Raw genomic sequence first — 17,797 nt, forward strand, 5'->3', positions numbered from 1 at the left:
GCGCCAGGTTGCGGACAGGCGCGAAAACACGTCGCGCGCAGGGCGCGCTCCTACAACCCCTGCTGACCGGCCGACCCGCCGTCCGTTGAGCAGTTACGCCCCGTTCGCTAAGCTCCCCCGGTTACCTCACTGATAGCACACGGGGGCCGACCGGTCCGGGGATTGTTTTGAGCGCTGCCGCCACGACCGAACGAAGCCATCCGATCCTCGCCGCGCTGATCCTTGCGATCCTCGTTGCGGCGCTGAATTTCGGGCTGTGGCTCGTCGCGAACCTGCCCAACGGCCCCGACGACTGGCACGGTCCGGTGCCCGGGTTCGCGTTCACCGCGTACCAGCGCTACCAGAACCCGATCAAGGGCGACGTCTCCACCGACGCGGAAATCGACAGCGACCTGCGCCTGATCAAGCGCTACTCGCCGCGCATCCGTACCTATTCGATGCTGGAGAACCCCCAGGTCATCCGCCTGGCTGACAAGGAAGGTCTCAATGTGATGGCGGGCGCCCTGATCGACGCCCGCCTGGAGAGCAACGAACGCGAGATCGAGGCCCTGATCGCCCAGGCCCACCGCTATCCCAAGACCATCACGCGCGTGATCGTGGGCAACGAGGTGCTGTTCCGCGGCGACCTCAAGCCCGAGCAGATGATGGCCTACCTCGACCGCGTGCGCGCGGCCGTGCGCCAGCCGGTGTCCATCGCCGAGCCGTTCCATATCTGGCTGCAGAACCCGGAACTGGCCAACCACGTCGATTTCATCACCGTCCACCTCTTCCCTTACTGGAACGGCATCGAGGCCCGCGCGGGCGTCAACGACTCCATCCAGAGCTACAAGGCCTTGCGCGCGCAGTTCCCGGGCATGCACGTGTCCATCGGCGAGATCGGCTGGCCCTCGAACGGCGATCGCTACAAGTACGCCTACCCCAGCGTCTCTAACGAGGCGATCTTCCTGCGCACGTTCTTCAACCAGGCCAAGGCCAACGGCATCGACGACTACTATGTCCTCGAAGCCATCGACCAGCCGTGGAAGGAAAACCTGGGCGAAGGCCGCACCGGCGCGTACTGGGGTATGTTCAACGCGGATCGGCAGCTGAAATTTCCCTTCACCGGGCCGGTAACGGAAGACGTGGGCTGGCCGTGGAAGGCCTTCGCCGCCTCCCTGCTCGCTTTCGTGCCCATGCTGTGGTTCGGCATCCGCTTCGGCCGCTTCAAGCTGATGGGCCGCCTGTTCTTCATGGCGCTGATCCAGCTGGCCTGCGGCCTGATCGTCTGGTCGGCCACCCTGCCCTTCAATTTCTACCTCAGCCCGTTCGACTGGGCGATGCTGATCCTGCTGTTCCCGGCACAGATCGCCATCCTGGGCATCCTGCTGATCAACGGATTCGAGTTTACCGAAGTGCTCTGGCGGCGCAGCTGGGTGCGCCACGCGGACATGCTGCCGCCCGATCCGGTGGAGAAGCAGCCCTTCGTGTCCATCCATCTGGCCTGCCACAACGAGCCGCCCGAGATGGTGCGGATCACCCTCGACTCGCTGGCCGCGCTGGATTACGGGAACTACGAAGTCCTGGTGCTGGACAACAACACCAAGGATCCCGCGGTGTGGAAGCCGGTGGAGGAGTATTGCAAGCAGCTGGGCCCGAAGTTCCGCTTCTTCCACCTGGAGCCATGGCCGGGCTACAAGGCGGGTGCGCTCAACTTCGGCCTGACCGCGACGGACGAGCGCGCCGACGTCGTGGCTGTGATCGACGCCGACTACGTGGTGCGCGAAGACTGGCTGTCCTCGCTCACCGGCTACTTCCACGACGCGAAGGTGGCCGTGGTGCAGTGCCCGCAGGCCCACCGCGATTTCGAGAAGAACCGATTCCGCCGCATGACGGCCTGGGAATACGACGGTTTCTTCCGCATCGGCATGCACCACCGCAACGAGCGCAATGCGATCATCCAGCACGGCACCATGACGATGGTGAGGCGGTCGGCGCTGGAAGGCACGGGCGGCTGGTCGGAGTGGACGATCTGCGAGGACGCCGAGCTCGGCCTGCGCCTGATGCATGCCGGCTACGAGCTGGTCTACGTCGACGAGTTGATGGGCAAGGGCCTCACCCCCGCCGACTTCAAGGCGTACAAGAGCCAGCGCTACCGCTGGGCATTCGGCGCCATGCAGATCCTCAAGGGTCGCTGGACCTGGATGACGCGCAAGGGTCCGCTCTCGGCAGGCCAGCGCTTCCACTTCCTCACCGGCTGGTTCAGCTGGTTCGCCGATGCGCTGCATTTCGTGTTCACGATGATGGGCCTGTTGTGGACCGCCGGCATGATCTACGCGCCGGAATACTTCAACCTGCCGATGCAGCTGTTCCTTATTCCGGTCATCGGGTTCTTCTTCGCCAAGGCGATCTTCGGCGTGGTGCTCTACCGTGCACGGGTCCCATGTAGCTGGTACGACACCATCATGGCCTCCGTCGCCAGCATGGGCCTGTCCCACGCCATCGCGCGCGGCATCCTGCACGGCCTGACCCGCGAGAAGACGGCCTTCGTGGTCACGGCCAAGAGCCGGCGCATGGGCGGCAGCAGCTTCGCGGCCTTCGCGCCCGTGCGTGAGGAAGGTCTCATGGCGATCGCCCTGCTGTGCGCGGTCGTCGGCATGGCGCTGCACTACGGCACGAACTACATCGAGAGCGAACTGTGGATGTTCATCCTGGGCGCGCAATCGATTCCCTACGTGTCGGCCCTGGCCGGTGCCTGGATCGCGCACCGCGCCGGCGACGAAGCGGGTTGACCGAAAAAACATAACGAACCTGGCTGCACGTTCACATTCGTGTATCGACCTCGCGCGCCGCGCGCGGTAAGTTACGCCAAGACCTGACGTCCGAGGCTGCGCACCGCCTCCCGCTGTGGCCGCACCCCCGGCCTTGGATCACGAACGGAACGGGACGCTCATGCGCCGAACCAGACGCCATGGACTGCTGCTTCTGCCGTGGTTCCTCCTGCCCACGATCGCCCATGCGGGCGTCGTGCTCCATGTCGACGGCGTGAACGAGAACCTGCAGAACGCGGTTGCCGCCGGCGTCGAGCTGAACCAGTACGCGCATCGCGACGTCACTGCCGCGCAGGTCCGTCGCCTTTACGAGAAGGCGCCGGACGAAGTCCAGGCCGCGCTCCGGCCCTACGGCTACTACGAGGCCACCGCCACCGGCGACCTGAAACAGGTCGGCACGGACTGGCAGGTAAACCTGCACGTGGTGCCGGGACTTCCCGTGACGGTCACCTCGGTGAACGTCGGGATGAACGACGACGCCGGCGAGGTACCGGCGGTACGGCGCGCCATGCGCGGCGTGGACAACCTGAAGGACAAGCCACTCAACGACGGTGCCTACGACGGGGCGCGCGACGCCGTGGGCGGGGCGCTCACCGCCACGGGCTTCCTCGACGCGAAGCTGGTGACCCACACCGTTGAAGTGAATCGCGCAGAACACCGCGCGACGGTGAACCTCACGTGGGAAGCGGGACAGCGTTACCGCTACGGCCGCATCCACTTCAGGAACTCGCAGTTCCGCGGCGGTTTCCTGGACCGCTACGTGCCGTTCAAGAGCGGCGACTACTTCTCGCAAAACCAGCTCCTCGAGCTGCAGCAGGCGCTCAACGGCGCCGATTACTTCGCCGTCGTCAACGTCATCCCCGATACGGATAAGGCGAAGGACGGCACCATCGACATCGACGTGGAACTTGCGCCGGCGAAACGCACGATCTACACCGGCGGCCCGTTCTTCGGCACCGACACGGGCGCGGGCCTGCGCGGCGGCATCGAGAAGCGCTGGATCAACGACCGCGGGCACAAGTGGAAGAACGAGCTGGTGCTCGCACAGCGCCTGAAGACGCTGTCCACGCTGTACCAGATCCCCATGCCGGGCCCCAACCAGCGAAGCTTCAACTTCGGCGCCAACTTCCGCGACGCGGACACCGTCACCTCACAGTCGCGCACGCTGCAACTGGTCGCGAACGAGACGCGGCTGTGGCACGGCTGGCAGCGCACCATCGGCATCAACGCGCTGTCTGGCACGTTCACGGTCGGCAAGCGCGGCGGCGAAGGCGACAATGCGGAAGGCCTCGAGCGTGGTCGCAGCACGCTGCTCTATCCCGAAATCACGCTGAGCAGGAAACGCGGCGACAACCCCACCTTCGTCCGGCGTGGCTGGTCGTTGACGCTGACCGCGCGAAGCACGGCCGGTCCCCTCCTCTCGGACGCCAGCTTCTCCCAGGTGATCGGCGACGTGAAATGGATTCGCCAGTTCTGGGGCAACAACCGCCTGATCCTGCGCGGCAGCGCGGGAAAGATCTGGACCAGCGACTTCAGCGACCTTCCGCCGCAACTGCGTTTCTTCGCCGGTGGCGATCGTTCCGTGCGTGGTTACGACTTCGAGAGCATCGGTCCACGCAACGCGTTCAACCGCGTGATCGGCGGCGAGGGGTTGCTCGTGGGCAGCACCGAGGTCGAGCATTACTTCACTCGCAACTGGGGCATGGCTGCCTTCGTGGATGCCGGCAACGCCTTCACCGGCACCGATTACAGTCCTCGCGTGGGCGCGGGTCTGGGCGTACGCTGGCTGTCGCCCGTCGGCATGATTCGCTTCGACGTGGCGGTGCCGGTCGGCGACAAGAACGAACACGGCATCCACCTGCATGTCGTCATCGGGCCCGATCTATGAGTAGCGCCGGCATGAAATGGACGATCCGCGTCGGTGTGGCACTGGGCGTGCTGCTCCTGGTTATCGTGCTTGCCGTGTGGTGGCTCGTCGGAACGGCGTCGGGACTGCGCTTTGCCCTGGCCCGCGCGCAGGACCTCACGGATAACGCGCTCACCGTCGAGAAGGCGGAAGGCCGGCTCGCGGGGCCGCTCGACCTTGGCGGCCTGCGCTATCGCGACGGGAGGGACATGGACCTCCATGTCGCCACCGCGCACCTGGACTTCTCGTTCGGCTCGCTGCTGCGCAAGCGCGCGCATGTGTACGAACTCTCGGCTGACGGCATCGACGTCGCACTGGGGCCGCCAAAGCCCGAGCCAGAGACACCGTCCGAACCCTTCTCGCTGAAGCCGCCGCTCGATATCGTGCTCGACAAGGTGAAAATCGGCCACGTGCGTGTCACGCAGGAAGGCAAGCCGTTATTCGAATCGAACTCGCTCGACCTCGCCGCGTCCTGGACCGGCAACGGTATCGCCGTGAAATCGCTGGCGCTGCGCGCGCCGGACGGACAGGCGGACCTCGGTGGCACGCTCGCCGTCGGCAAGGGTTACAAGGGCGACGGCAAGGCACGTTTCCGCTGGAAGGTCGGAGAGATCGACTACGCCGGCGAGGTCGAAGCGCATAGCGATGGCGCGAGGGCGCATACCATCGTGAAGCTCACCCTGCCCTTCGTGGTGCAGGTCGACGCGAATCTCGTGCAGAGCGGTGATTACGCCTGGACCGCAACCATCGATGCCCCCCGTTTCGACCCCAAGCCGCTGCTTGGCGAAGGCTCGCTGGAATCGCTGGGACTCGCCTTGCAGGGCAGCGGCGACCGCTATAGTGCCAACCTTGACGGCGACGTCGACCTCAACGATTACCGCGTGCGCCTGTCGCCGATCAAGGCGGCGTTCGATCACGAATACAAGCGCCTCACGCTCGACGACCTCACGGTGGGCTCGCCACAAGTGAAAGGCTCCCTGACCGCGAAAGGCACGGTGGAAATCGCCACCCAGCCGGTAGCGGCCGACCTCGCGCTCCACTGGAAGGATGTGCTGGTCCCCGCGAACGTGGCGGGCCAGGACCTTGCGAGCACGGGCCAACTCACCTTCAAGGGCAGCGCGGATGCTTACCACGCGGAAGGCGACGTCGATATCGGACCGCCCGGCCAGATCGGCAAGTTCTTTCTCGACGTCGACGGCAAGCCAGACCTCATCACCCTGCACAACGTTCAGCTGAAGCAGCCCAAGGGCAGCCTCGCCGCCAGCGGCACGCTCACGTTGCAACCGGCCATGGCATGGAAGCTCGATGTGAAGGGCGAGCGCTTCGACCCCGGCCAGCTATTCGCCGAGTGGCCCGGCACGCTCGACCTCGACCTCGCCACCGAAGGGTACATGGCGCATGACGAGCCGCTCGGCACGCTCGATCTGCGCAAGCTGGACGGCACGCTGCGCAAGAGGCCGCTGCGTGGCGACGGCAAGCTCACGCTGAAGCCGCACGAGGTAATCAACGGCCAGCTCGATCTGGCGTCCGGCGGCAGCACCATCCGGCTGGATGCGCGCGGCGACACATCGAACGACGCCACCCTGAAGCTCGCCATCGCGTCGCTCGGCGACTGGCTGCCCGACGCGGGGGGTCGGATCACCGGCGATATCTCGGCAAAAGGCAACCAGCCGAAGCTGGCGGTGAAGGCAAACCTGCGTGGCAGCGCCATCGTCTATGCCGACCAGAAGATCGACGCGCTAGCGATCGACGCCGACATTCCCGACATCAGCGCACCGGGAGGCAACCTCCATGTCACCGGTGCCGGCGTGGTGAGTGGCGGGCTTGTATTCGACCGCGTAGTCATCGCGGCGGACGGCAACCAGGATCGCCACCAACTGAGCGTCGATGCCAAGGGACGTCAACTTTCGGCCGATCTGCGCCTTTCCGGTTCGATGAAGAACGGCGCATGGAACGGCACGCTGTCCGCGCTGGACATCGACTACCAGGGCATCCCGCCATGGCGCCTGCAGAATCCGAGCCAGCTCGCCTGGAGCACGGGTGCGGCGAGCATGAGCGAACTCTGCCTCACGGCGGGCGATCCGACGCTGTGCGTGGCGGCGAAACAGGACAAGGCCGGCAACCTCGACGCGAGCTACCGCCTGCGCCGCGTTCCCCTCGCCCTGCTGATGACCGTGGCCGAAGCCTCGAACAGCCCCATGCGCGCCGAAGGCATCCTGGAAGGCGACGGCAGCGTACGGCGCACGGCGGCAGGCGCCCTTTCAGGCCAGGCCAACGTCACGTCGGCACGCGGTTCCGTTGCCTATGCGGATCGCAGCGATCATCCGCTGCTCGTGTACGACAACCTCTCTGCCAACGCCCAGCTCTCGCCCGGCAACCAGCGTGTCACTTTACGTGCGTCGCTCAACGACGGCGGCACGCTGGACGGTAATGTCTCCGTCTCGGGGGCGCAGCAGGCGCTCGGTGGCAGTGTATCGCTGCACCTGAAGAACCTTTCGGTCATCGAACTGTTCACCGCGGAACTGGCCGAAGTGAAGGGCGCGCTCGATGCCAACTTCAACCTGGGCGGCACTGTCGCATCGCCTGCCGTCACGGGTCAGGCCGTGGTCGGCGGTTTCGCCGCGGAAGTACCCAGCGCGGGCTTAAAGCTGAAGGATGGACGGATCAGCATCGAAACGAGGGATGCGACCAACTACCTCGTCGACGGCACGATCCGCTCCGGCGAAGGCACCCTGTCGATCAAGGGCAACGCCGCCCTGGGCGCAGGAGCGCAGATGCGTCTTGGCATCGAAGGCTCGAAGTTCACGGCGGTGGATATTCCCGCGGCGAAGGCCGTCATCTCCCCGAATCTCACGATCGTCCAGGATGCGAAGGGCATGAACATCGGCGGCAAGGTCGATGTCGACATGGCCGACGTCGACGTGGAACGGCTGCCCGGCGCCGGTGCGACCAAGGCGTCGCCCGACGTGGTCGTGATCGACGACAAGCAGCGCGAGGCCGCGGAAGAATCGGCCCCGATCACCGCCGACATCAGGGTCGATCTCGGCCACAAAGTGCACCTCGTCGGCTTCGGCATCGATGGCCGCATCACCGGCCAGCTTGATGTGCGCGAACGCCCCGGCCGCGCCACCACCGGCCAGGGCCAGATCGGCGTCGACGGTACCTATAAGGCTTACGGGCAAGATCTGCGCATCGAGCAGGGCCAGCTGCTGTTCGCCAGCACGCCGATCGACAATCCCGGCCTCAACATCCGCGCGGCACGCACGCTCAACCCGAACGCCACCGTCGACGAAGGCCAGAAGGTCGGCCTCTACGTTTCCGGCACCGCGCGCCGCCCGATCCTCACCGTGTTCTCCAACCCTGTGATGGAACAATCCGACGCCCTCTCCTACCTGGTCACCGGCAAGCCGCTCTCGCAGGTAAAAGGTGGCGAAGGCAACATGGTCGGCGCCGCCGCCCAGGCGCTCGGATCCGCCGCGGGCGATCTGCTGGCGAAGAGCGTGGGCTCAAAGATCGGCGTGGACGACATCGGTGTAAGCAACAATGACGCCCTGGGCGGCACCTCGGCATTCACCGTGGGAAAATACCTCTCGCCACGCCTGTATCTCAGCTACGGGGTCGGCCTGTTCGACCCGGGCCAGGTCATCACCCTCCGCTACCTCTTCAGCCGCCGGTGGAACTTCGAGGCACAGAACGCTACGGATTTCAGTCGGGCTAGTTTGAATTATCGGTTGGAGCGGTAGAGTTTTGCTGCAGGCTCATGGTTGCGCTGACAAATCGGTATCCAAAAAGCTTACGTGCTTCAGGCCAGGGTTGTCAGTTCGACGGGTAAGACGGTGTCACCGCTGATGATCTGGGCCTGGCCGTCCTGCACCATGAACTGGATTTGCATCGTGCGTTGCGTGAGCGAGGCCAGCGCTTCGACTGTGGTGGGCGCGATGTCGATGACCGAGACGTTCTTCGTCTTCGCCACGGCAGCGGCGGTTTTCTTCCACCAGACTTCAGCACTGCGCCCGCTGTAGGTGTAGACGATCACCCTGTTGGCCCGGCCGGCGGCGCGGCGAATGCGCTGTTCATCGGGCTGGCCGATCTCGATCCACAAGTCCACCTCGCCGGTCAGCTCCTTGCGCCAAAGGTCCGGTTCGTCGTCGGAACTGATGCCCTTGCCGAAGACCAGCGCCTCGCCCGCGTTCAGCGCAAATGCGAGCACCCGCACCATCATCCGGTCGTCGGTTTCCGACGGATGCTGGGCGATGGTCAGAGCGTGGGACTGGTAGTAATGCCGGTCCATGTCGCTGACCTGCAGATCAGCCTTGAAGACCGTGGATTTGAGGGCCATGAGGTGTCGCTCGAGGTCGATGCCGGCCGCAAAGCGTACACGACGGGACGCCGTAGCGCTGGAAACCGCGGGCGCCGCGCTTACCTCGGCGCGTGAAGGCGATGCAGGAGCTCGGCTTCCGTCAGCGAGATACCGCAGGTTTCTGCAATGTTTTGCGGCGAGGCCCCCTGCCGCGCGAGGCGCTGCGCCAGCGCCAGCGCACGGTCGCTCGCGGCGCCTGGTTCGCTTGTAACAGGCATGGCGGGCTGGCGGCGTACCTGGTCCTCGATGTCGCCCAGGCGATGGTCGAGACGGCGGAGCATGTTGGCGAGGGCATCGGCGGGAACCGTGGCCTCGGCGGGCACCACGGCAGGCTCGGCCCTGGCCGGGCGCTCCGCCACGCTATGCGTTGCCATTGGCGGTGTCGCACCCAGGCGGCGGAACAACAGCAGGAGGCCGGCCAGGTTGAGGATGGCCAGGACGATCAGCACGTATCCAATGGCGGCGGTCATGCGGCAAGGTTCCGTTGGGTCCCGCACACGGTAGCGCAATGCGACAGGAAAAAGGGATGCCGTCAGGTTCGGCAGAGCTTCTGGACGTCCACCAGGGCGATGAAGCCGTCGTCGCGCGTAATGACGCCGCTGACGGGGTCGTCGCGGCGTTCGGCGCGGCCGGGGGGTGGCAGGGCCACGTCGCCGGCCTCGAAGGTGAGCATGTCGCCGATCACGTCGATGCGCATGCCGACCACGCCGCCACTGTCGTCGAAGACGATGACGCGACGGGCATCCTCCGCATCTTCATCGATTCCACTATCGAGACCGAAGCGGCGGCGACCGTCGAGCACCGGCACGATCTGGCCGCGCAGGTTCACGATGCCGAGGACATCGTCGGGCGCGCCCGGCACCGGCGTGATATCGCCGGGGCGGATCACCTCGCGCACGCTGGCGAGCGACACCGCGTAGCGCTGCCCTTTCAGGGAGAAACCGAGCCAGGCGCCGCGCCCGTCGTGTGGGGGTTGGCTCATGGGCCCAGCTCCTTTTCCAGCCATTCGATGAGCGCCGTGGTGTCGACCACGCCGCACTTGGGTTCGGGGGACACACCGGCAAGCCACGGACGCGTCGTAGCACCGCGGCGCCACTGGATCGCGTCAGGCGGCATCTCGACCGGTTCCTCGTCGACCACGCAGGCCAGTGCCCAGGTGCGATCGCGCAAGATCACCAGCGTCACGACAGGCGCGCCGCTCAGGTCGGGCGACAGGACCGCCGCGAGATCCACCACGCGCGCCTCCCCGCTGGGATGGCGCCAACGTCCGAGGCAGATCGGATTACTCGAATTCGGCGGCGTGAGCGGCGGCATCGGTATCACGTGGGTGACGTCCGCCATCGGCACGGCGAGCTTCACGCCCACGGCCACGCATAGCAGGTAGCGGCAGTCCGGTTCGCGTGCAGGCGCCGACGTCGGCGTATTACGCCAGGGTTCGAACGCCACCACCTTTACCTCGGCAGGGGGTACCTGCACGGGTACGGCAACCGGCGTCAGCAGTTCGGCAAGGTAGTCGGCGACGATCTGTTCGGCGTCTTGCATGGCGCGCATCACGCGGCGGCGTCCGTCACGGACGGCACGGGTATGGCCAGCAACTCGTCAAGCAGCTGGCGATAGGCCAGGCCCCCACGGCGTGCGGCCGGCCACGCGGCCAGAGGCACGCCGGCAGCGCTTGCTTCGCGGATCTGGGTGTCGGTGGGAATGACCGACTGGCTCACGTCGTCACCGTACTGCTCACGCAATTGCGTGAGGCAGGCGCGCGATGCGTGCGTGCGTGCGTCGTACAGCGTCGGCACGATCGTGCGCGGCAAAGGCTTGCCGCGCGACCGCTCGATCATCGACAGGCTGCGCAGCATGCGCTCGAGACCGGCCAGCGCCAGCGCCTCCGTCTGCGTCGGCACGAGCAGGCGATCGCTGGCCGCGAGTGCATTGACCATCAGCACGCCGAGCGTCGGCGGGCAGTCGAGCAGCACGTGTTCGAAATCGGATGCCAGTTCCGCCAGTGCCTGGCTGAGGACCAGGCCCATGCCGGGCCGCGTGCCGAGCTGGCGATCCAGCGTGATCATGGCGGCTGACGCCGGCAGCACGCTGAGCCTGTCCCACGCCGTGGCATGGACCAGGGTACGCACCGGCAGCGGATTGCCACCCACGCCAAAAAGGTCGTACACGCTGCCGTGCGCGCCGCCTTCGACGCCAACATAACCGGACAGCGAAGCATGCGGATCCATGTCGACCAGGAGCGTGCGTTTCCCGGCGCCTGCCAGCAGGCTCCCGAGCGCGACCGTGGTCGTCGTCTTGCCGACGCCACCTTTCTGGTTCGACACCGCCCAGACGCGCATCACTGCGCCCCGGCGGCGACGCGATCGGCGTCGCTGTAGAAGCGTGACGGGGCGGCCTTGTCGCTCATCACCACGATCAACACACGGCGATTGCGGTTGCGGCCGTCTTCGGTGGCGTTGTTCGCGGTGGGGCGGAATTCACCCCAGCCGATGATGCCGACACGATGCGGATCGACACCGGTAAGGGTGAGCAGGCGCGCAACAGTGGCCGCGCGCGCGGCCGACAATTCCCAGTTCGACGGAAAAGTGGTCGTCGCGATGGGCGTGTTGTCCGTATAGCCCTCGATGCGCATGGCATTCGGGAAAGGCGCGAGGATACCTGCCAGCTTGCGCAGCACGTCTTCGGCGGGCGCCTGCAACTTCGCCACGCCTACCGGGAAGAGGATGTCCGTCCGCACTTCGATCTCGAGCCAGTCGGGTGTCTGCCGCACGCTGACCAGGCTCTTGTCGATCAGCGGTTTCATCGCCCGCTGCACTTCCTGCGAAATCTGGCTGAGGCTGGCGTCCTCGGTCTTGCCGATCGCCGTGTTCGCCGCAGGCGCCGTATTGACGCTGGTGGATTCCTGGCGCACCGGCGCCGCACCCTCATGCCCGGGCAGCGGCAGGTCACGCGGCGGGAGGGGCACCTCGATCTTCGCGATAGGCGCTGCAGCGGGCGCGCGCGACTGATTCGGCAGCGGGACCTGGGCGGCTGGCGTGGCCTCGCGGATCGGCTCGATCACTTTGCCGGTGCCGTTGAAAGCTTCGTTGATGGACTGCGCCATCACGCGGAATTTGGTCTCGTTCACCGCCGACACCGCGTACATCACCACGAACAAGGCGAGCAGCAAGGTGATCAGGTCCCCATAGGGGATGGCCCAGCGCTCGTGGTTGATGTGTTCTTCGTGGTGGCGCCGCTTCACGACAGGAATCCCTGCAGCTTGCTCTCGATATGCCGGGGGTTGTCACCCTGCGCGATGGAGACCAGGCCTTCCACCAGGATCTCGCGCATCTGCGAACGGCGCCGGGCGAGTCCCTTCAGGCGCGAAGCCATCGGCAGGGCCAGCAGGTTGGCGAGGCCGATGCCGTAGATGGTGGCGACGAAGGCCGCCGCGATGCCGTGGCCGAGCTTGCTCGGATCGGCGAGATTCTGCATCACGGACATGAGGCCCATGACGGCGCCGATGATGCCCATGGTCGGCGAATACGCGCCCGCGTTCTCGAAGACCTTGGCCCCTTCGATATCAGTATGTTCGCGCGCGAACACCTCCACCTCCAGGACGGAACGCATGGCATCGGGTTCGGTACCGTCGACGAGCAGTTGGAGGCCCTTGCGGATGAAGGGATCTTTTTCACGCTCGATCGCGGGTTCCAGGCCGAGCAGGCCGGTGCGCCGCGTGATCTCGCTCCAGCCGACGATGCGGCTGACCAGGTCTTCGGACTCGATATCGGGCGGACGGTAGACCCAGGGCAGCATGCCCCATGCGCGCTTGAGAACGGCACCCGGCGTCTGCACGAGCAGGGCCGCGAAGGTACCGACGAAAACGATGATGAACGCGGCCGGGTTCCACAGGGCGTCGAGGCTGGAGCCCTTGAGGATGGTGCCCAGGATAATGACCACGAAGGCCAGTATCGTTCCGACGACGCTCACGATATCCATATCAGACAGCCATCCTCAAAATAGGCAGGACTTGGCCACCATCGTCGGCAAGGCCGGCAAGATCGAGTACGAGCGAGATCCGGCCGTCGCCGGTGATCGTGGCGCCGGCCACGCCGGGCACGTCCTTCAGGAACGGGCCGAGTGGCTTCGCCATCACATCCTCGCGGCCGAGCACTTCGTCGACGAGGCAACCAAGCGTCTGGTGGCCGATCTGCACCACCACGACGTGACCGCCCTTCCCCGCCGCCCCGGCCCAGCGGCCGAGGTCGGCCAGGGGCAGCGCGCGCTGGCGGTGAGATGCGACGATGCGGCCGTCGAGTTCCTGGATCTGGCCCGGCACGAGTTCGAACACTTCGGCCACGTTGGACAGCGGCAGCGACAGCAGCCGGTTGCCCACGCGCACCATCAGCACACGCAGGATGGCGAGCGTGAGCGGCACGGACAGGCGCACCGTGCTGCCGTGACCCACGCGGGAATCGATCGACAGCGTGCCGCCGAGTTCGACGATCTTGGTCTTGACCACGTCCATGCCGACACCGCGGCCCGAGATGTCGGACACCTGGCTGGCGGTGGAGAAGCCGGGGCGGAAGACGATCTCGTAGCACTCGCGCTCGTCGAGACGCGCGGCCTGCTCCTCGTCCATCAGCCCCTTTTCGACAGCCTTGCGGCGCAGGACCTCGGGGTCCATGCCCTTGCCGTCGTCGGTGACGGTGATGACGATGCGGTCGCCGAACTGACCGGCGGCGAGACGAACCGTACCGGAGCGCGACTTCCCTTCCCGCTCGCGCACCTCGGGCATTTCGATGCCGTGGTCCACGGCGTTACGCAGCAGGTGCACCAGCGGGTCGGCCAGGGCCTCCACCACGGTGCGGTCGATATCGGTGTCCTCGCCTTCCGTGACGAGTTCGATGTCCTTGCCGAGCTGGCGGGCGAGATCGCGGACGATGCGCGGGAAACGCGAGAACAGCTTGCCCACGGGCTGCATGCGCATGCGCAGCACGGCGTTCTGCAGGTCTTCGGCGACGCGCTCCAGTTCGCCGATGGCACGCTCCATCGGGTCGTTGGTGCCGCGCGGCGCGAGGTTGGTCAGGCGGTTGCGGACCAGCACCAGTTCGCCGGCGGCATCGACGAGGCCGTCGAGGCGGAATGTATCGACACGGACGGTGGTGTCGGCGGTGGTGGCGCTGCGCTTTTCGGCGGCCGCTGGTTTCGCCGCTGGTTTTGCCTGTTCGGCCGCAGGCGCGGGGACCGGGGCCAAAGGCGTCGCGGGCAGGCCCGCTCCTACAGGAGTGGCGGCCGTTGTGCCGCCCGGCGCGGCCGTACCGTGCAGGCTGTCGAGCAGTGCTTCGAATTCGTCGTCGCTGATGGCGCTGCCGTCGGCTGGCGGCGCGAAAGGAGCCTCGGCAACGGGCGCGGGCGCGACGTCATCCGTCTCGGCACCGGGCGCGCCGGTGCCATAGAGCGAATCGAGCAGCGCCTCGAACTCGTCGTCGGAAATCGTTCCGGACGGGGCCGGCGCGGGATCGCGCTCGTTGCGCGCGGCGTCGAGCATCGCCTCGAACTCGTCCTCGATGGGATCGTAGGGCCGCGAGGCCACGGGCGCCGCGGCGGAAGCGGCGGCCGACACGGCCAGCGCCATGGGTGGCGCCGAGACGGCTCGGCCGGGAATCAGCAGGCGATCGAGCAGGGAACGCGGCGCGGCATCGATCGGCACGCCGCCATCGGCGGCACGCATCATGTCGTTGAGGAGGTCGAGCGACTCCAGCAGCGCATCCATGAATCCCGCGTTGAGCACGATGGCGCCGTTGCGTGCCTCATTGAGCAGGTCCTCCGCACGATGGCACAGCTCCACCATCGGATTCAGGCCGAGGAAGCCCGCACCGCCCTTCACGGTGTGGAAGGCACGGAACACCGCGTTCAACAGGTCCGCATCGCCCGGCGACGACTCGAGGTCCACGAGCTGTTCGCCCAGGCTCTCGAGCAGTTCGCGTGCTTCGATCAGGAAGACGTTGAGCAGCTCGTTGTCCAGCTCCACGCTCATAGGGTGCTCAGAAACCGAATTCGCTGAGGAGGCGATCCACTTCGTCCTGGCTGACCTTTTCGGCAGCCGGTGCCGTACCGCCCGCGAGGGAGCCGGTCAGGCGTACCAGTTCCACCAGCGAGGACTCGACCTTGGCCATGAAGGCCTCGACCTGCGCCACGCGCTGGCCGGAGAGGTCCTGCCACGACTGTGCCTCGACCATCTCGCCGAAGCCGATGTCGCAGCTCTGCGCGAAGTCGCCCACGCGCAGCGCCAGGGCCGTGGCGTTGGCGCCGAACACCGGATTGGCATGGTCGAGCACCAGCACCTCGTCGGCCTGGCGGGCGAGCGCCTGGGCCTGCGGGCGCAGCTTCTCGCTGAAATCGAGCGTGCGATGGGCGGCCTGCGAACTCATTTCGAGCACGTCGCGCAGGTGCTTGCGCGCGTCGCTCATGTTGCCCGGCACGCCGTCGTGCGAAATGTCGGCGGCAAGCCGTCGCGCGGATTCGTGCAGGTCGCGCGCGAGGTGGCCGAGGGCCAGGAACAGGTGCTGCTCGCGCGTGCGCAACAGGCGATCGAGCGCCTGTTCGAAAGCGGCCGGATCGTCGGCGTCGAGCAGCGCGCGCAATTCGGGTGCCACGTCGTGGCCGGTGGTAAGCATGGTGTTCATCGTCGTTCCTTAGCCCGCGGCCGCTGCGAGACGTTCGAAGATCTTGTCGAGTTTTTCCTTCAGCGTGACCGCGGTGAACGGCTTGACGACATAGCCGTTCACGCCACTCTGCGCGGCGGCGATGATCTGGTCGCGATTGTTCTCCGCCGTGACCATCAGCACCGGCATGGCTTTCAGCGCCGCGTCGGCGCGGATCGCCCGAAGCAGGTCGATGCCGGTCATGTTCGGCATGTTCCAGTCCGTGACCACGAGGTCGAACGGCTGCGCGCGCAGCGACGCGAGGGCGGCATTACCGTCCTCGGCCTCCTGGATCAGGGTGTTGGTGAAACCCAGTTCCACCAGGAGGTTCCTGACGATGCGTCGCATGGTGGAGAAATCGTCCACCACGAGGATCTTCATGTTCTTGTCCAAAACTTCTCTCCGCCTTGCTACTGCGCGTTCGTCAATGCTTGTCTTTCCAACCCGACATGCGTGCGCGGAGGCGAATCAGGGCCTGACCATGGATCTGGCACACCCGCGATTCGCTCACACCCAGCACCGCACCGATTTCCTTCAGGTTGAGTTCTTCATCGTAGTACAGCGACATGACCAGCTTTTCGCGTTCGGGCAGTCCGTCGATGGACTGCGTCAGCGCGTCGCGCAGCCCTTCCTGCTCAAACAATCCGTCCGGACCCGTGGCGTCCGGGTCGGCCACGTCGATCGCCGCGCCCTCGTCGCCTTCCGGCGCCGTGAGGCTCAGCAACCGCGCGCTCGCCGCATCGGCCAGGATCTGGTTGTATTCCATGGCGTCGATGCCCAGCCGCTTCATCACTTCCGCGTCTTCGGCGTCGCCACCCGTCTCGTTCTCGATCTGCCTCGTCACCTCCGCGACCTCGCGCAACTTCCGGTGGACGGAGCGCGGGGTCCAGTCCGTCTTGCGCAGTTCGTCCAGCATGGCGCCACGTATGCGGATGCCCGCATAGGTTTCGAAGCTGGCCGCGCGAGTCGGCGAGTAATTTCTTGCGGCCTCGAGCAGTCCGATCATTCCGGCCTGCATGAGGTCGTTTGCATCCACGCTTGGCGGCAGCCTGCCCATCAGGTGATAGGCGATGCGGCGCACCAGCGGCGCGTGGTTTTTTACCAGTTGATCCGCCGGGATACGCGTGATCTCAAGATATTCCGTCGCGACGCTCACAGTGGCAGTCCTCCTCCCAAGTGGGACCGCTCGGCGAAAAAGCCGATGCGGCCCTGTGCCCGGGGCTCGGGTTCACCCCATGTATCGACCGACCTGGCCAGATTCTTGAATCCGACCGCGGAACGGCTGCTCGGCCACGCATCGACCACGGCCGATTGGCGGCGGATGGCCTGGCGCAGGTATTCGTCGTGCGGAACCATGCCCATGAAGTCCAGGGACACGTCGAGGAAGCGGTTGGCGACGCGGGACAGCTTCTCGAACAGCTGGCGGCCTTCCTGGGCATGACGAACCATGTTGGCCACGATGCGAAAGCGGTTGACCGCGAACTCGCGGCTCATGACCTTGATCAGGGCGTAGGCGTCGGTGAGCGAGGCCGGCTCGTCGCAGACCACCACCACCACCTCGTCGGAAGCCGCCGCGAACATCGACACGCTGTCGGAGATACCTGCCGCCGTGTCGACGATCAGGTATTCGGGCGCCAGCGGGTATTCGTCGAAGGCGCGGATGACCGCCGCATGCTCGATGTTCGGCAACTGCGCCATGCGCCGCGCACCGGAGGTGGCCGGAATCACCTTCAGGCCGTGGGCGGCTTCGAGGATGAGGTCCTCGATCCGGCACTCCCCTTCCAGCATGTGGCCCAGGTGCCGGGTGGGCTGCAGCCCGAGCAGCACGTCGATGTTCGCCATGGCGAGGTCGGCGTCCAGCAGAAGGACATCACGGCCGCCCATCGCGAGCGCCATGCCGAGGTTGACCGCCACCGTGGTTTTGCCCACGCCGCCCTTGCCGCCCGCGATCGCGATGCTGCGGGTGGGGCGACGGTCGGCGAGCCAGTTGAGTCCGGCGGCCTGGGTGGAATCGACGTGTGTGCTCATGAAGGAAGTC

The 17,797-nt window shown here is 66.2% G+C and carries 15 protein-coding genes; 3 read left to right on the forward strand and 12 right to left on the reverse strand.

All coding sequences use genetic code 11. The features are described 5' to 3' along the window. The first annotated feature begins 167 nt into the window (after positions 1 to 167). The 3 genes from VGM71_RS12730 (at position 168) to VGM71_RS12740 (ending at position 8,456) form a co-directional block, all read left to right on the forward strand. On the forward strand, positions 168 to 2,768 hold the full coding sequence (locus VGM71_RS12730) for a glycosyltransferase (protein ID WP_331545688.1): 2,601 nt from the start codon (positions 168 to 170) through the stop codon (positions 2,766 to 2,768). Between the two features lie 160 nt (positions 2,769 to 2,928). Beyond that, positions 2,929 to 4,695 (forward strand): autotransporter assembly complex family protein, encoded by a 1,767-nt coding sequence (locus tag VGM71_RS12735; RefSeq protein ID WP_331545690.1) that lies wholly within the window; start codon positions 2,929 to 2,931, stop codon positions 4,693 to 4,695. Positions 4,696 to 4,706: 11 nt separating this feature from the next. Continuing rightward, the gene (locus VGM71_RS12740; protein ID WP_331545692.1) at positions 4,707 to 8,456 is read left to right on the forward strand and encodes a translocation/assembly module TamB domain-containing protein; all 3,750 of its coding nucleotides are present in this window, start codon (positions 4,707 to 4,709) and stop codon (positions 8,454 to 8,456) included. 59 nt (positions 8,457 to 8,515) lie between these two features. Here the strand turns inward: VGM71_RS12740 and VGM71_RS12745 are convergent, their stop codons facing one another. The 12 genes from VGM71_RS12745 to VGM71_RS12800 all read right to left on the reverse strand — a co-directional run bounded on the left by VGM71_RS12745 (position 8,516) and on the right by VGM71_RS12800 (position 17,787). Next, entirely contained in the window at positions 8,516 to 9,052 is a 537-nt protein-coding gene (locus tag VGM71_RS12745) for a YaeQ family protein (RefSeq protein WP_331545694.1), read from the reverse strand. Between the two features lie 80 nt (positions 9,053 to 9,132). Continuing rightward, complete coding sequence (locus VGM71_RS12750) at positions 9,133 to 9,543, reverse strand: DUF2802 domain-containing protein (protein WP_331545696.1); 411 nt, start codon at positions 9,541 to 9,543, stop codon at positions 9,133 to 9,135. 62 nt (positions 9,544 to 9,605) lie between these two features. Next, positions 9,606 to 10,055, reverse strand: coding sequence for a chemotaxis protein CheW (locus tag VGM71_RS12755; RefSeq protein WP_331545698.1), 450 nt, complete (start codon positions 10,053 to 10,055; stop codon positions 9,606 to 9,608). Further along, positions 10,052 to 10,615 (reverse strand): chemotaxis protein CheW, encoded by a 564-nt coding sequence (locus VGM71_RS12760; protein WP_331545700.1) that lies wholly within the window; start codon positions 10,613 to 10,615, stop codon positions 10,052 to 10,054. Before VGM71_RS12760 ends, VGM71_RS12755 begins: the two co-directional genes overlap by 4 nt. Positions 10,616 to 10,623: 8 nt before the next feature. After that, complete coding sequence (locus VGM71_RS12765) at positions 10,624 to 11,412, reverse strand: ParA family protein (protein WP_331545702.1); 789 nt, start codon at positions 11,410 to 11,412, stop codon at positions 10,624 to 10,626. Next, the gene (gene motD, locus VGM71_RS12770) at positions 11,412 to 12,314 is read right to left on the reverse strand and encodes a flagellar motor protein MotD (RefSeq protein ID WP_331545704.1); all 903 of its coding nucleotides are present in this window, start codon (positions 12,312 to 12,314) and stop codon (positions 11,412 to 11,414) included. The genes VGM71_RS12765 and motD overlap by 1 nt, the downstream gene beginning before the upstream one ends. Then, positions 12,311 to 13,051, reverse strand: a complete 741-nt coding sequence (locus VGM71_RS12775; protein WP_331545706.1) for a flagellar motor protein — start codon at positions 13,049 to 13,051, stop codon at positions 12,311 to 12,313. The genes motD and VGM71_RS12775 overlap by 4 nt, the downstream gene beginning before the upstream one ends. A 1-nt stretch (position 13,052) precedes the next feature. Then, a complete protein-coding gene (locus VGM71_RS12780) occupies positions 13,053 to 15,092 on the reverse strand; it encodes a chemotaxis protein CheA (protein WP_331545708.1) in 2,040 nt (679 codons plus the stop codon). Positions 15,093 to 15,099: 7 nt separating this feature from the next. Further along, the gene (locus VGM71_RS12785; protein ID WP_331545710.1) at positions 15,100 to 15,741 is read right to left on the reverse strand and encodes a protein phosphatase CheZ; all 642 of its coding nucleotides are present in this window, start codon (positions 15,739 to 15,741) and stop codon (positions 15,100 to 15,102) included. A gap of 9 nt (positions 15,742 to 15,750) precedes the next feature. Beyond that, entirely contained in the window at positions 15,751 to 16,152 is a 402-nt protein-coding gene (gene cheY / locus VGM71_RS12790) for a chemotaxis response regulator CheY (protein WP_331545712.1), read from the reverse strand. Positions 16,153 to 16,183: 31 nt separating this feature from the next. Beyond that, a complete protein-coding gene (locus VGM71_RS12795; RefSeq protein WP_331545714.1) occupies positions 16,184 to 16,915 on the reverse strand; it encodes an RNA polymerase sigma factor FliA in 732 nt (243 codons plus the stop codon). After that, positions 16,912 to 17,787 carry a MinD/ParA family protein gene (locus VGM71_RS12800; protein ID WP_331545716.1) on the reverse strand — a complete coding sequence of 292 codons (876 nt, stop codon included), beginning with the start codon at positions 17,785 to 17,787 and terminating at the stop codon, positions 16,912 to 16,914. Before VGM71_RS12800 ends, VGM71_RS12795 begins: the two co-directional genes overlap by 4 nt. Positions 17,788 to 17,797: the final 10 nt, after the last annotated feature.

Origin of the sequence: Luteibacter sp. (assembly GCF_036499525.1) — a bacterium.
Lineage (GTDB): Bacteria > Pseudomonadota > Gammaproteobacteria > Xanthomonadales > Rhodanobacteraceae > Luteibacter.

What these genes read in the sequence shown, in the direction of transcription:
- VGM71_RS12735 (WP_331545690.1), top strand. Translation starts at nt 2,929, where the DNA reads ATGCGCCGAACCAGACGCCATGGACTGCTGCTTCTGCCGTGGTTCCTC.
- VGM71_RS12740 (WP_331545692.1), top strand. Translation starts at nt 4,707, where the DNA reads ATGAAATGGACGATCCGCGTCGGTGTGGCACTGGGCGTGCTGCTCCTG.
- VGM71_RS12745 (WP_331545694.1), bottom strand. Translation starts at nt 9,052, where the DNA reads ATGGCCCTCAAATCCACGGTCTTCAAGGCTGATCTGCAGGTCAGCGAC.
- VGM71_RS12750 (WP_331545696.1), bottom strand. Translation starts at nt 9,543, where the DNA reads ATGACCGCCGCCATTGGATACGTGCTGATCGTCCTGGCCATCCTCAAC.
- VGM71_RS12755 (WP_331545698.1), bottom strand. Translation starts at nt 10,055, where the DNA reads ATGAGCCAACCCCCACACGACGGGCGCGGCGCCTGGCTCGGTTTCTCC.
- VGM71_RS12760 (WP_331545700.1), bottom strand. Translation starts at nt 10,615, where the DNA reads ATGCAAGACGCCGAACAGATCGTCGCCGACTACCTTGCCGAACTGCTG.
- VGM71_RS12765 (WP_331545702.1), bottom strand. Translation starts at nt 11,412, where the DNA reads ATGCGCGTCTGGGCGGTGTCGAACCAGAAAGGTGGCGTCGGCAAGACG.
- VGM71_RS12775 (WP_331545706.1), bottom strand. Translation starts at nt 13,051, where the DNA reads ATGGATATCGTGAGCGTCGTCGGAACGATACTGGCCTTCGTGGTCATT.
- VGM71_RS12780 (WP_331545708.1), bottom strand. Translation starts at nt 15,092, where the DNA reads ATGAGCGTGGAGCTGGACAACGAGCTGCTCAACGTCTTCCTGATCGAA.
- VGM71_RS12785 (WP_331545710.1), bottom strand. Translation starts at nt 15,741, where the DNA reads ATGAACACCATGCTTACCACCGGCCACGACGTGGCACCCGAATTGCGC.
- VGM71_RS12800 (WP_331545716.1), bottom strand. Translation starts at nt 17,787, where the DNA reads ATGAGCACACACGTCGATTCCACCCAGGCCGCCGGACTCAACTGGCTC.